This is a genomic window from Halobacillus massiliensis (genome assembly GCF_900166625.1).
GTDB classification, from domain to species: domain Bacteria; phylum Bacillota; class Bacilli; order Bacillales; family Halobacillaceae; genus Halobacillus_A; species Halobacillus_A massiliensis.
Genome location: NZ_LT800499.1, coordinates 3,445,702 through 3,459,456 on the forward strand (window position 1 = coordinate 3,445,702; position 13,755 = coordinate 3,459,456).

At 40.6% G+C, this 13,755-nt stretch carries 12 protein-coding genes and 1 riboswitch; of the genes, 1 reads left to right on the forward strand and 11 read right to left on the reverse strand.

Features of this window, described 5'->3' with window-relative positions; genetic code table 11:
• Window positions 1–483 precede the first annotated feature (483 nt).
• From B7E06_RS17220 to B7E06_RS17235, 4 genes are all read right to left on the reverse strand, one after another.
• Window positions 484–1,785 carry a Zn-dependent hydrolase gene (locus B7E06_RS17220; protein ID WP_082235168.1) on the reverse strand — a complete coding sequence of 434 codons (1,302 nt, stop codon included), beginning with the start codon at window positions 1,783–1,785 and terminating at the stop codon, window positions 484–486.
• Entirely contained in the window at window positions 1,782–3,023 is a 1,242-nt protein-coding gene (locus B7E06_RS17225; protein WP_082235170.1) for a metal-dependent hydrolase family protein, read from the reverse strand. The genes B7E06_RS17220 and B7E06_RS17225 overlap by 4 nt, the downstream gene beginning before the upstream one ends.
• 17 nt (window positions 3,024–3,040) lie before the next feature.
• Window positions 3,041–4,222, reverse strand: a complete 1,182-nt coding sequence (locus tag B7E06_RS17230) for a hypothetical protein (protein WP_082235171.1) — start codon at window positions 4,220–4,222, stop codon at window positions 3,041–3,043.
• A 116-nt stretch (window positions 4,223–4,338) separates the two neighbouring features.
• Entirely contained in the window at window positions 4,339–6,120 is a 1,782-nt protein-coding gene (locus tag B7E06_RS17235) for a helix-turn-helix domain-containing protein (protein WP_082235172.1), read from the reverse strand.
• A 165-nt stretch (window positions 6,121–6,285) separates the two neighbouring features.
• On the opposite strand from B7E06_RS17235, the gene B7E06_RS17240 reads away from it, so the two are divergent.
• Window positions 6,286–6,906, forward strand: coding sequence for an NAD(P)-binding protein (locus tag B7E06_RS17240; protein WP_082235173.1), 621 nt, complete (start codon window positions 6,286–6,288; stop codon window positions 6,904–6,906).
• A 10-nt stretch (window positions 6,907–6,916) separates the two neighbouring features.
• On the opposite strand, the gene B7E06_RS17245 is transcribed toward B7E06_RS17240, so the two are convergent.
• From B7E06_RS17245 to B7E06_RS17275, 7 genes are all read right to left on the reverse strand, one after another.
• A complete protein-coding gene (locus tag B7E06_RS17245) occupies window positions 6,917–7,717 on the reverse strand; it encodes a uroporphyrinogen-III synthase (protein ID WP_082235174.1) in 801 nt (266 codons plus the stop codon).
• Window positions 7,714–8,457 carry a sirohydrochlorin chelatase gene (locus B7E06_RS17250; RefSeq protein ID WP_082235175.1) on the reverse strand — a complete coding sequence of 248 codons (744 nt, stop codon included), beginning with the start codon at window positions 8,455–8,457 and terminating at the stop codon, window positions 7,714–7,716. Before B7E06_RS17250 ends, B7E06_RS17245 begins: the two co-directional genes overlap by 4 nt.
• Before the next feature lie 75 nt (window positions 8,458–8,532).
• Window positions 8,533–9,294, reverse strand: coding sequence for a uroporphyrinogen-III C-methyltransferase (gene cobA / locus B7E06_RS17255; protein ID WP_082235176.1), 762 nt, complete (start codon window positions 9,292–9,294; stop codon window positions 8,533–8,535).
• A 31-nt stretch (window positions 9,295–9,325) separates the two neighbouring features.
• Window positions 9,326–9,919, reverse strand: coding sequence for an adenylyl-sulfate kinase (cysC, locus tag B7E06_RS17260; RefSeq protein ID WP_082235177.1), 594 nt, complete (start codon window positions 9,917–9,919; stop codon window positions 9,326–9,328).
• A gap of 15 nt (window positions 9,920–9,934) precedes the next feature.
• Window positions 9,935–11,083, reverse strand: coding sequence for a sulfate adenylyltransferase (gene sat / locus B7E06_RS17265; protein WP_082235178.1), 1,149 nt, complete (start codon window positions 11,081–11,083; stop codon window positions 9,935–9,937).
• Window positions 11,073–12,149 (reverse strand): sulfate permease, encoded by a 1,077-nt coding sequence (locus B7E06_RS17270; RefSeq protein ID WP_082235179.1) that lies wholly within the window; start codon window positions 12,147–12,149, stop codon window positions 11,073–11,075. The genes sat and B7E06_RS17270 overlap by 11 nt, the downstream gene beginning before the upstream one ends.
• Complete coding sequence (locus B7E06_RS17275) at window positions 12,146–12,877, reverse strand: phosphoadenylyl-sulfate reductase (RefSeq protein WP_245807763.1); 732 nt, start codon at window positions 12,875–12,877, stop codon at window positions 12,146–12,148. The genes B7E06_RS17270 and B7E06_RS17275 overlap by 4 nt, the downstream gene beginning before the upstream one ends.
• Before the next feature lie 78 nt (window positions 12,878–12,955).
• Window positions 12,956–13,061, reverse strand: a riboswitch (SAM riboswitch).
• Between the last annotated feature and the right edge of the window lie 694 nt (window positions 13,062–13,755).

The following is a 13,755-nucleotide window of genomic DNA, read 5'->3' on the forward strand; positions in this document are numbered from 1 at the left end:
GGGCCTGAGGAAACAACTCGCTTTCCATGGGCAAACACTGAGATATCTCAGGCTAGAGCTCTCAAGGGTCTCACCTGTTCTTTGCTCCCAAGGAGGCTTCTTTAATTTTCGCATAAATGGGAAGAGAATTCCGTTTACCTTGATATAGAGAATCGGGCCTGAGGAAACAACTCGCTTTCCATGGGCGAACGGTGAGCTTCCTCAGGCTAAAGCCTTCCGGGATCTCACCCTGTTCTTCTCTCCCATAGGAGTCTCGCCGTTTCCCCCGGCCCTTTATTTTTTTGGAGTAACGGAACGTTGGGTAGGTGGATTAAAGAGCGTATTTAAATTATAGCGTTCCTTTTTCCCTACTAGAGATAAAATTGTTTCCCAGCCGCTTTTTGCTACTTTTGGTAAACGGAACAGCCTATTTCCTTCTCAAAATGTAATAGACCAAGAAAAACAAAGAAACGCAAAAATAATAAACACAATAACTAAACTTTTTTACTCTTTTGTCAGTGATTCTATATACTCTCTTAATACATGGATAGTTCTCACGCAGTCATTTAATGTAGACCACTCTTCAGGGTTATGACTGATCCCCTTCTGGCTTCTTACAAATAACATTGAAACAGGGAGATGATGGCCGACAATTAACGCATCATGGCCCGCTCCGCTCGGTATTAGTTTTGGTTCGATGGAGTGGTTCTGCAAATGTTTCTCTAAGCGATCAATATATTCATCTTGTATAGGAACAGGAGTCACCCTGATGGTTTGCTTATAATTTAAAGAAACGCCATAATTCTCCGCCGTATTTCCTGCTTCTTTAATAATTAAATCAGCAAGCTCATCCCGTGTATCTTCGCTAATATCTCTTATATCTACGATAAGTTTTACCTCTCCCGGTATAACGTTAGGACCATTTGGAGATACGTTTAGCTTGCCTACCGTAGCGACAGCTGTATCGCTTACTCTTTTAGGCAGTGCATGGATTTTACTGATAAACTCTCCAGCTGCTACTAAAGCGTCTCTACGATCATTCATAGGAGTATTCCCAGCATGTCCGGCTTCCCCTTCAAATGACATATCCAGCCATAGAGGTCCGGCAATTCCTGATACAATTCCAGTCGGTTGACCATATTGTTCTAGAAGCTTCCCTTGTTCAATATGCACTTCTACAAAATGACTAATTTCATTGAGGTCTCTATTTATTTCAAAAAAGGCGCTTGCTGACAGCCCAGCTTCATCTAATACTTTTTCAAACGGTTTATTTTTTTGGTCCATTAATGTGTACTGAACATCCTTTTCAATTTCCCCAGTCATTGCCCGGCTGCCTGTAAGTCCACTGTTAAACCTTGAGCCTTCTTCATCTGTAAAAATGACTACTTCATAGGATCTCTCCGGCTGAAACCCTTCTTTATTCCATGCTTCAACAATTTCCAGGGCAGAAAGCACTCCAAGCGGGCCGTCAAAATGGCCTCCGTTTGGCACACTGTCCACATGAGAGCCGCTTAAAACGGAAGGAAGCTTTGGATTCTTTCCTTCTAGTCTCCCAAAGACATTTCCTGCTCCATCTTCATATATCTCGAGTCGTGCTTTTTTCATCCAGCCTTTTACTAAGTCTTTAGCTCGTTTCTCTTCATTGGAAAAACCGGTTCGGTGACTCCCTCCATCAGATGTTAATCCTATTTTAGAAATTTCATGTAGGCGTGCAGCCAGCCTTTCTCCATCAATTCCATCACGGCTTAATTTTTCATCATATTCTTTTAACAAATTCGCTGACAAGTTCCATTCCAATTGCCTCACCCCAGTAGATTTTTATAAACTTTTCCATCCTTCATTACAAAAGAAATATTTCGAGAATTCTCTAGGGAGCGGACATTCTTTATAGGGTTTGTCTCTGTTATAATAAGATCCGCATATTTCCCTTCTTCTATTGTTCCAACCTTGTCATCCCATCCTAAACATTCTGCTGCAGTTTTCGTTGAAGCAACAATAGCTTCCATAGGAGACATCCCTATGTCACACATAAGCCCAAGTTCTCTGAGGTTTGTCCCATGTTCCATTACCCCAGCATCCGTTCCCATGGCAATCTTTACACCTGCTTCATACGCCTTTGCAATAGAGGCTTTATGGGCTTCTATAACTTCTTTTGATTTTTCAATCGCATATGGTGCCATTCTGTCGTCTTTTTCCCCTGATTCAAGCACAGAAACAGGCGCTAATAATGTAGGAACTAGAAATGTTCCGTTTTCTAACATTAGTTCTATTGTTTCTTCATCAATATAGATGCCATGTTCAATCGAATAGATACCTGCTCTGATTGCATTCTTAATTCCTTCCGCTCCTTGGGCATGCGCCATAACTTTTACACCATTTCGGTAAAAGGCTTCTTCAACCATTACTTTTAGTTCTTCATAAGAAAATTGTGTAAATTCCGGATGATCGGTCGGACTTGTTACTCCCCCTGTTGCATGTACTTTTATAACGTCAGCTCCTGCCCGGAGCATTTTTCTAACAGTCTTCCTTACTTCTTCCACTCCATCACAAATACCACTTGGCATGCCAGGATATGTTTGGAGAGTGGTATCTACACCAGACCTTGTCCAGTTATCTCCATGGCCTCCCGTAATCGTAAGAGGGTTTACACTGATCTGCATCCTTGGTCCGTCAATCAATCCGTCCTCAACAGCTTTCTTTGTACCCATATCCGTAAACCCTGCATCTCTGACAGAAGTAATTCCTGCCTCTAACGTAGACTTAAGATATTTGGCACTCTCATAAAAACGATAGGAAAATGGTGTCGAAATGGTATCCTGGATACTTCTTATTTCCATTGTCATATGTACATGAGTATCTATAAATCCTGGCAGAATATACTTCCCCTCAGCATCAATTACTTTTCCATCCTCTAGATTCCGACTAAAACTGTCTTGTCCAATCTCCACTATTTGATTATCTTCTATTAATATCCATGCATCACTTACAGGTTCTGTTCCTTGTCCATTGATTAAAGTGACATTTTTTATTAATGTAAATCCCATATTTATTGGCTCCTTTTTTAAAGTGTACTTATTAGTATACTTGCAATCACAATAGATCCGACTGTAACTGAGGTGAATCCGCCTATTAACATGGGCGCTACTAATTCGTCCATTATCCTTTTTTCTTCTTCTTTTGTACGTCCTACACTCCGACTTACTTCTTCTACAATTAAGTAATCACCAGGAAAGCCGTATAATGCTGTTAATACAACAGGTATAGATTTTGTAGATTTCCATTTGAAAATCTTACCTCCAATTATTCCGCCCAATACTAAACCTAGCGTTCCTATAGCTATGATTGTTATAACAGCTACTAAAGAAGAAACTACCTGCTCAAACGTAATCCCGACTAGTGAACTAACTACCACTACGATGAGGGCAACCATAGCAAATCCTGAACTGTTCGAACGGTCCAGGGCCCTTGAAGGATAAAAGCCGATAGCTGCCCCGGCAACACCTATAGCTAAAGACCAAAGACTGTAATTAATTCCTGTTATACTCCCAAGCCACGTAGCTAATGCGCCGCCAATAAACAATAAGAATAATAGGATAAAATTACTTTTTAGAAACTTATCTGGCAAGAGGAGTTTTTGATTATTTTCCTTTTCTAGCCCTTCACTTCCAGCTGCTACTTCGCTTTCAGATTTTATCGAAACTTCCCTATCAAAAGTCTCTCTTATAGTAACTGCATATTTGCTTAATAGAATAGAAGTAAGTGGCATACCTACTAAGTTTTGCAGAGCAAATACGACAACAGGAATAGCGGCGAGAGCTGTAAATCCTGCTTCTGTCAGCCCCTCAGCGGTAACGATATAAGCTATGATACCTCCTGTAAGCGGCCCTGCTCCTGCTACAGCGGTGCGATAGTCGAAAAATAAAGTTATTAAAGTAAGCATTAAAGCTACAGAGATTAATAACCCTATTAAAGTAATAATTACAGCTTTATACTGTGCTTTAATAACAGAGATAGGTATCATTGTTCCCAAATGCACAATTAATACTGGAACAAGTACGCCCCCTACTGCTACCAACGTTGAGGCTTCAATATAAGATTCCGGCAATATCCCTGTCTGCAGCAACAGGAAAGTCACGGCCACAACAACTAGCAGAGTTGGAACTTTTGCCCTCGATGTTATAGAAAGTATTTCACCTAGAGCAATAATCGCAATGAGAATTAGTACTATATAGATTGGTTGCATATTCCACTTCCTTTCTTCGGTAATATTCCAAATTATAAGACAATTTAAAAAATAAAAAAATAAAGGTAACCGACAAAGTTTAGTTAAACATTTTGTCGATTACACACAATAGAGACTTATTTATTGTTAAAAGTATTTAGTAAATGTAAGGCTAATTGTAATTCGAACACACTTTTCCCGTTTATATTTTTTATATTTAAAAGTTCTTTTATAGTCTTCAAACGGTACTTTATTGTATTTACATGGACAAATAACTTTCTTGAACTAACTGACATGTTTTGGTTTGCATTTAAATAAACCTCCAGTGTAGTTAATAGCTGCGAATCGTGTTTAGTATCATACTCGATAACACTTCCTAATGTTTCGTTTACATACTCTTTTAATTCTCTTAGATCTGTATTTAAAAATAAGCGGTTAATTCCTAACTGACTATAGCCCAGAACTCTCTGCATAGTGTCAGACGATCGAATAGATTGGATACACTGTTGTGCTTCTTTATAGGATTGAGGAACATCATTAAGGTTCTCTACTACTTTTCCTATCCCTGTAAAATGGTCCAACTCATAATACTTCACAGAGGTTCCATTAATATTATTAAATAAGTCTGTCAGTTTTTTTATAACCTCTCCTTCCCTTTCATTGGAGGGCACCGTAAACAAAATAGTTAATTTATAGTTCTGATTGTGAACGACAGTTTTATAGGGCTGTCTTGCAATCTCTCTATAAATTAACCTGTTGAGCTGAGCTTTCCTTTCATTTATTTTTTCATAAGTGAAGAGAGGATTTTCGATTAAGAGCTCAGCTATTACGTAATTATGATATCTGCGCTCTGGAAAATTGATTTTAACAGCATGGTCAGACGGCAGGACGTCATATCCCCCACTTATTAGCTGTTCCAGCAAAGCTCCTGAGTAGCTAAGGTCTTCTGCAAGTAATTTCTCTTGTCTGTCAATTTCCATTGCAAAAATATTGACTGCTTGTTCAACTGCAAATCTGTCGAGCGGATCTAAATCGGAATTTTCCCCTTCTAATACAATAGTAAGAAGGCCTAGTCTTAGTTTTTCATTTTTAATGGGGAAAAAGTATATTTTAAGAGTTTGATTATCCACCTTTAAGTCCTTGTTGGAAACTTCTCCTTTAGTAATAGCTTCATTTAAAAATTTATTATTACGTTCTCTTAGAATCTTAGAAAAGCGGGTAGCTTTATCATCTGAAGCAGTTAAAAACTCTACAAGTTCATTAAAGATAAAGACATGCTTATCGATAAGGGAAGCTAGGGTCTTCGTAATATCTTCGAGTCCTTTTTTAGAAAGAAACACTTTGGACAGCTCTTCATGAATTTTTTGAGTACGTACATTTTGCGAAAATAAAGTTGCATTTTCAATCGCTATTGTTGCTTGTGCGGCAAAAGTTTCTAGAAGCTGCAAATCAGTTTCAGTAAACTGTATATCTTGCTCATAAATATCTACAGTAAGTACTCCTATACATTCATTGTAAGACATGAGAGGAACACAAATTGCACTCATGGGATACTCCATACTTCCTAAAGAGCTGGCATAAAGATCTTTAACTTCCGTCGTAAGGTTTTCCATGCCAAGATATGTATCTTTAGGTGAAGTAAACATAATCCCCTCTTTTGCAGAAAATGTTTTTCCGCTCATCCCCTGACCAGGTTTCATCCGAATCTCTTTTAAATAATCCATATCAAAACCAATGGAGCTCTTTGCGTAAAGTTCGTTTTTTTTCTTATCGTATAAAAATAGAACGCTTGCGTTCGAACCTTCTATTACATTTAATACCTCTTTGATGAGTTGATGTAATACCGCTGATAAATCTCGTGTAGAGTTTAAGACTCTAACAGAATTAATTAAGCTCATTAACCTTCTTTCAGATTCCAAGTCTTCTCCCCCTTCCTCTGGTATCTTTAGAGCTGCTTTCTTCTGTTTTTAAAAATATATTACGTCATTAACAAACCTATCCTATTATACTTATCGTAACACGAACTTTATTGACGAAGAGGCCGGTGTCACTCAAAATAATAATTAGAATGGAGGCTGTCGTTTATGGAGCTTATCCCTTTAATGGTTCAGTTAAATAATAAAAAAGTCATTATTATCGGCGGTGGTCGAATAGCTGATAGAAGAATTCACACTTTACTGCCTGCTGAAGCGGCCATTCATGTAATCAGTCCGGAAGTTACGCCGACTATTCATGCGCTTCATGTTGAGAAACAAATCACCTGGCATAAAAAAAAGGTCGAGCGCGATGATTTGCTTGATGCGTTTCTCATAATTACAGCGGCAGATGATGTTAAAATTAACGAGCTGGCTGCTGAATGGGCACCTTCTAATGCGTTAGTCAACTGCAGCGGGGTTCATGAATATGGAAATGTTCATTTTCCTTCATCCTTTAAGCGGGGCAGGCTGCAAATCAGCGTTTCGACGGGTGGAGCGAGTCCGATCCTCGCTTCAAAGATAAAAAAACAGCTGGCGGCCTCCTATGATGATCGGTACGAGCAGTATGTAGACTTTCTTTTTGAGGCCCGTTCCTTAATTAAGGAATCTCGGCTTTCTAAAGAAAAGAAACAGGCTCTCTTAAGGGGAATTGTGGAAGAAGACTATTTCGAGTCAGAAAAACAAAGAAATTTTATTTTTCATTTAAAAAATGATCTCAGTTTATCCTGAGATCATTTTTTTATGAAGAAGCGTTCTGCTGATAATATTTAGTGAGCTCAACAACTAAAGCCCCCATCTTGGGCTTCTCCGGCTCAACAATCTGTTCGATGCCGAAGGTTCTGAGTTCCTTGGCTGTTACTTTTCCAACCGCTCCTGCAAGGACATGCTTTTTAAAAGCATTCAGCACGGCTTCATCCTCTTTGGCAAAAAGATTTTGGACTTGTGTTTTGCTCGTAAAAAGAACAGCATCCAGTTGATTCTGTGTGATCAAATTTCGTAATTCCTCGATCGTGTCAGAGTCAGGGGATTCATAGTGATAAGGCAGAGATTGATAGAGTTGAATAGGAAGTGATGTTAAGCGGTCAATCAGCTGTTTTTCATCCTTATTATAAAGCTGGAGAAAAAAGTTCTGTTCATTTAGATCTACCATTTTTAAATGCTCAATTAATTCATGCATTGTTCCATCGCTTGACACTATTTCTGCGTTTAAGCCTTTCTCTCTCATCCATTTGACGGTTTTGCTTCCGCGTACCGCCAGCTTCGCTCGTTTTAAGGCGTCGAGAAAATCCTGCTGGCGGCCCGTGCGCTCTGCTGCTTCTTCTAAAGCCTTAGCGCCGATCCCTGTCGTTAAAATCACCCAGTCAAAAGAAGTGTCGATCAGTTTGTCAACATCCCGTTCAGCACTGGCCTCATGGAGCCATTTTCTTCCCTGGATTGATTTAGTCACAGCTTTGCCGCCCTGTTTTCTGATCATTTCTTCGATAGCTTCAGAGTTGCGGTCTGCAGCAATTCCGATTGTTTTATCTGCTAAAACGCTCATTCGTTTACATCTCCTCTATCAGAAAGAGGCATATTAAAGGACTCTTGGACCCGCTCTACTAAAGCCGCCTTCATATTCTCGTGATCGCTTAAGTAATGAGTGAGAGAAATGTCATATCCCTCTTCCTTCAATGCTTCCACCTTTTTCTTCATCGATTGAATGAGCAGTCCGTCAAACCATAAATAAGGGGCGACAATCAGTGAAGATTGTTCATTCATTTGATCTAATGCTTCGTCAAAGGAAGGCTTTATCGCTGCTAAATAAGCAGTGTCTACCTTTCGATCCAGGCGCTTTGAAAGCGAATCTGCAATTCCTTCAATATCTTTTCTCGTCTGAGGATCATAGCTGCCTCTTCCTATTAATAGGATATTACCCGTTTCATTGACTTCATGAATTCGATCCTCTACTACATCAATCAAACGTTCCTGTACACCTAATGGTTCACCGTATGAAAATGAGATAGAAGGATATTTTTGCTGAGCTTCCTCCAGTTCCACCGGGATGTCTTTTAAGGCATGGCCCGCAGTTAATAATAGGATCGGAACAACAGAGATTGAATGCGCACCAGCTTCAACGAGCTTTTGAATACCTTCTTCTATGTTTGGGCTGTTAATTTCCAGGAAGCAGATTTCCTGAAGAGTGGCATCGATTTCAGGTTGAATCGAACGGATAAATTCAATGGCTTCCTGTTTTCCTTTTTCATAACGAGTGCCATGACTTACATAAAGTACTCCTTGCATCGTGATCCTCCTCTTTTTCATTGGGGCCGGCTGAAGGAGTCGTCTCGTAAAACGACTCTGCCAGCACCGGCCTTTTTAAATGACGGAAGATATAACAGGGAGCTGGTTCTTCTCAAACCATTTGATCTGCTCGCGCATACGGACAACTTCTCCAATGACAATCATAGATGGATTGGCGATTTGATGAAGCTTGTCTTTAATGGTTTCAAGTGTTCCGGTCACAGTTTTCTGTTCAGTGGTCGTTCCCCAGTGAATAATTGCTACAGGTGTTTCAGGATTCATTCCATATTTAATAAGCTGGTCACAGGTGTGCGGAAACTTTTTCACACCCATATAAATACACAAGGTTCCTTTATGCTTAGCTAAATGTGTCCAGTATTCTATTGTATCCTGTTTCGGATCCACTCCTGATACAAACGTAACCGAAGAACTCAACTCACGATGAGTCAATGGAATACCGGCATATGCAGGGGCAGCTGCACCTGAGGTGATTCCGGGAACAATTTCAAAGTCAATTCCTTTTTCACTAAGAAGGGCTGCTTCCTCACCGCCTCTTCCAAATATGAAAGGGTCTCCCCCTTTCAACCGTGTCACTACTTTCCCCTGTTTGGCGTAATGACATAACAAATCATTGATTTCATCCTGCGTTAATGTATGCTGATCCGGCATTTTGCCGCAGTAAATGAATTCAGTCCCAGGGGAAGCGTATTGAAGGAGTTCTTCATTAACTAAACGGTCATATAGAAGCACATCAGCTTTCTCAATCGACTTCATGCCTTTTACTGTAATTAAATCCGGATCTCCTGGACCTGCTCCCACTAAATATACCTTCGCCACTGCTATACCCCCATTTTATTGGACTTACTGTTTAAATCCAACTTTTTTGTTGTAATAACTCAATAATTCTATCTGCCGAAGCTTCTTCTGACTCTTGATCTGTATGGACAACTATCTCACTGTTAAGCGGTTCTTCATAAGGAGAATCGATTCCTGTAAAAGAAGGAATTTCTCCCTTGCGTACCTTTTTATAAATTCCCTTTGGATCACGTTTCTCACATTCTTCTAAAGGGCAGCTTACGAATACTTCAATAAAATCGTTTTCTTCTAAATTGCTGCGGATTTGTTCCCGGTCGGAACGAAACGGGGAAATAAACGAAGCGAGGACGATAGTGCCGCTGTCGGCAAACAGCTTGGCAACTTCTCCAATACGCCGGATATTTTCCTGTCTGTCTTTATCACCGAAACCTAAATCCTTGTTCAGTCCGTGACGTACATTATCTCCATCCAACACATAGGTTTGTAATCCCTTTTGATAAAGCTTCTGATTAATGATGTTTGCGATAGTAGACTTACCAGAACCAGAGAGTCCGGTAAGCCAGATTACACCGCTTGAATGATTATTTTTGCTTCTGTAATCTTCTTTATTAATCGATGTTTCATGCCAAGTTAAATTCGTACTCATTTTCTTGCTCCTTCCTTACTGAGGTACTTTCTGCAGACCTTCAATTAATACACCTGCTACTTCCGGACGGCTGAATGTTTCAGGCGGCTTCTCCCCGTTGCGCAGCATTTCTCTTACTTTTGTTCCTGAAAGAATGACATGCTGATCTTTATCATGCGGGCATGTTTTGCTGGATACCATTGCTTTGCACGTATGGCAGTAAAAGCTGTGTTCAAAGAACAGCGGTGTAATTCCCAGCTCATCCTCTGTGAAGTTAGAGAAAATCTTTTGTGCATCGTACGTTCCGTAGTAATCTCCTACACCGGCATGGTCTCTTCCAACGATAAAGTGAGTGCATCCGAAATTTTTACGGACAAGCGCGTGGAAAATCGCTTCTCTTGGCCCTGCATAGCGCATCGCTGCATTAAAAACGGCAAGGAAAACGCGGTTTTTCGGATAATAGTTATCAAGCAGCACGTGATAGCTTTTAAGTCGTACATCACTTGGAACATCATCGCTTTTCGTTTCACCTACAAGCGGATTTAAAAACAGGCCGTCTACTGTTTCAAGTGCTGTTTTCTGGATATGTTCGTGAGCCCGGTGCACAGGGTTACGCGTTTGGAAGCCTACGACCTTTTTCCAGCCCAGCTCAGCAAATTCATTTCTTGTTTCCGCAGGGTCAAGATAATAAACTTCAGAGTGTTTACGAGGCGGACGCTTCACTACATGAATCGGACCACCGACGTAATAGACTGAACGTTCAAACAGCTTCTTCACGCCAGGATGCTCAGTCTCTGTCGTTTGATAGACTTTCTCGGCTTCCAGCTCCTTATCCGGCTGATAGATTTCTTCAATCTCGATCCAGCCATAAGTCTCTCCATCCTTAGTCAGTTTGGCTTTGCCGCCCTTTTCAAGTTCATTCGCTTTCTGCTCATCAACAGGCAGTGTGATTGGAATACTCCAGGCGATCCCATTAGCAAGCCTCATATTATTCACAACAGATTCATAGTCTTTCTTGTTTAAAAATCCGGTAATCGGGCTGTAAGCACCGTTTCCTATTAACTCCAGATCGCTGATTGCGATTTCGTCCAAAGCGATCTCATTCGTGATTTCAACGTTAGCCAGTTCTTCTTTTTCTACGAGTCGATTTACTAATTGTCCTCCATGAGGTTTACTAATTGTCATAATTGATTTCCTCCTTCAATGGCTTCTTCAATACAGCCCCTCGGCCGAAATTTGTAATGATTAATGTGGCTAGAATTCCGCCAACTATAATTGCAGCATTGTAAAAGCTGGAATTAATAAAAATGTCTGTGAGAATAAAAGCAAATACTAACGAAACAATGGGAGATGTGATCCAAACTTTAATAATTTGGTAGATTGTCTTGTTTCTCCTAGTTCCATGCCAATTTTTCGCTGCTCCCACTCCTACGATCCCGGAAGTCGTAACCTGAACCATAGGGATAGGAATTCCAAATAAGGAAGATGTAATAACTAAGATTCCCGTCGTTCCTGACACAGCTATTCCGTCTAAAAGGTTCAACTGAGAAATTTTCTTTCCATTTGTTTCAAGTACTCTTCCTCCAAGAAAGATACTTCCTAACGCAACAAATACGCCCCCCACAATAAGGCCGATATTAGTATCTATAACGCCAGCTCCTACCAGTGGTCCTACCGCATTAGCTACATTATTCATCCCGGCAGCAAAGGCTTCGATAAACCCTGTAACTACAAGGAGAAGTCCGAGAACCTTTACAGTTTTCGAGGAGGCCTTTACAGGGTATTTTCTTCTCACCCAGTTCGTAAATCGTACAAATAGAAAAACAACGAAGAATGAAACAAATGGAACCAATATCCAGAATGTAACAATTTCAAGTAAGTTAAAAAAATATACCTTCTGAATAGCCAGCCCCACTCCAATGATTGATCCAACAGTTACTTCGCTTGTAGAAAGTGGGATTCCTATCATGTTTGTAAAATAAAGAGTAAAGGCAGAAGTAAACAAGATGATCATGGCAATGTGTATACTCATCATTCCCTCAGGAATTAATCCCTTCCCAATCGTTGTTACTACTTCTCCTCCTAATAATGCCCCTAGAAAGCAGCCCGCTCCGCTGAGGATTAAAGCGACCCGTTTTCGTTTGATCACTCCTGATCCGTAAACGGCCCCCATCGTAGCGGAAGCACCGCTGGCTCCTATATTAAAGGCGAAGAAACTGGAGATAAGCAGTGCGATAATGAGAATAATCATGACTCGCTGCCCTTAGACTGAACGGTATGCAGGCCGCATTCCGTTTTCTCGAACCCTTGCCACCTTCCTGACCGGTTGTTTGGATCATCTGATGGAGTAGTACATGGCATACATCCAATACTTGCATACCCTTTATCATGCAATTCGTTATATGGGAGGTTATTCTCCTTAATGTGATTCCAAACATCATCCCATGTCCAGTGGATCAGCGGACAGACTTTAATGGAACGGAATCGCTCATCTTTATTCACATAGTTCGTTTTACTGCGTCCTGGAGACTGCTCTCTTCTCAAACCTGAAACCCAGGCCTCTGCCCCTTTTAATGCATCTTCCAGAGGCTTTATCTTTCTGATATAACAGCACATGTCCGGATTAGTCTGCCACAGCTTTTCTCCGTGCTTCTCTTCCTGTTCCGGCAGGGTTAAACCTGGCTGCTTCATAGTAATTTGCAGATCGGGAAACCGCTCCTTCATACGCTCGATCAGTTCATACGTTTCTTGAAAATGTACATGCGTATCAAGGAATACAATGTGAGCATCCTTTTTCACACGCGAGATTAAATCAATGAGTACAATTCCTTCAGCCCCGAAGCTGCAGGCATATACGATATTGTCATATTTGCTGTATGCCCATTCCAAAACGGTAAGAGCACCCTTTGTACCGTCTTCTGGACTTTGCTTTAAAAAAGGATCCTGTTGAAACGATTCAAAAGTGACGATTTCTTGCACTTGAAAAACCCCCTTATATTGAAAAAACCTCTTCTTATTAAAGATAAGAAGAGGAAGAGCACCACGGATAATCATCCCATCTTATCTTTCAAGCAGTAATGCTTGCTGGAATTAGCACAGTACTTTGAATAAGTCTGTTGCCGAGGTTTCAACGGGCCAGTCCCTCCACCTCTCTGGATAAGAATACATATTAAGTTTATGCGATTTAATGGAAATATACAGCATCCTTGAGCCCCTGTCAAAGGGTTATTTTAGCAAAATCTGGTCATTTGATGCTCAAAACCCTTTTATTCCTAGTGTTTTAGTTGGTTTTAAATTTTTTAAAAAAATTTTGAGAAGCTAAAAAAATGACTTCTCAATCTCTATAGGGCTCATTAATCGATTGATCAATTCTATTCGTAACGTGTGGAAAAGTTCCGAAACAATGGATTGATTTTTTCAGGACACCATTAAGGGTTATTTAATTCTCATTAAAAATGAGAAGCCAGTTCCGCATGCTTGAATACAGAGAACCGGCCCCATGGAAAGTCTGAGGACAAATCCGCTAGAAATTTAAAGGAAATTCCCTTGTTCCGTTTACCATGATAAAGAGGATCGGGCCTGTGGAAACACCTCGCTTTCCATGGGCAAACGGCGAGCTTCCTCGGGCTTTTAGCCCTCCGGGATCTCCCCCTGTTCTATCCTCCCAAGGAGTCTCGCCGTTTCCCCCGGTACTTTATATTATTAAAGTAAAGAAACCTTGGAATAGCGAGGACAAATTCGCTAGAAAGTTGAAGGGAATTCCCTTGTTCCGTTTACCATGATAAAGAGGGGCAGGCCTGTGGAAACACCTCGCTTTCCATGGGCGAACGGTGAGCTTCCTCGGGCTTTTAGCCCTC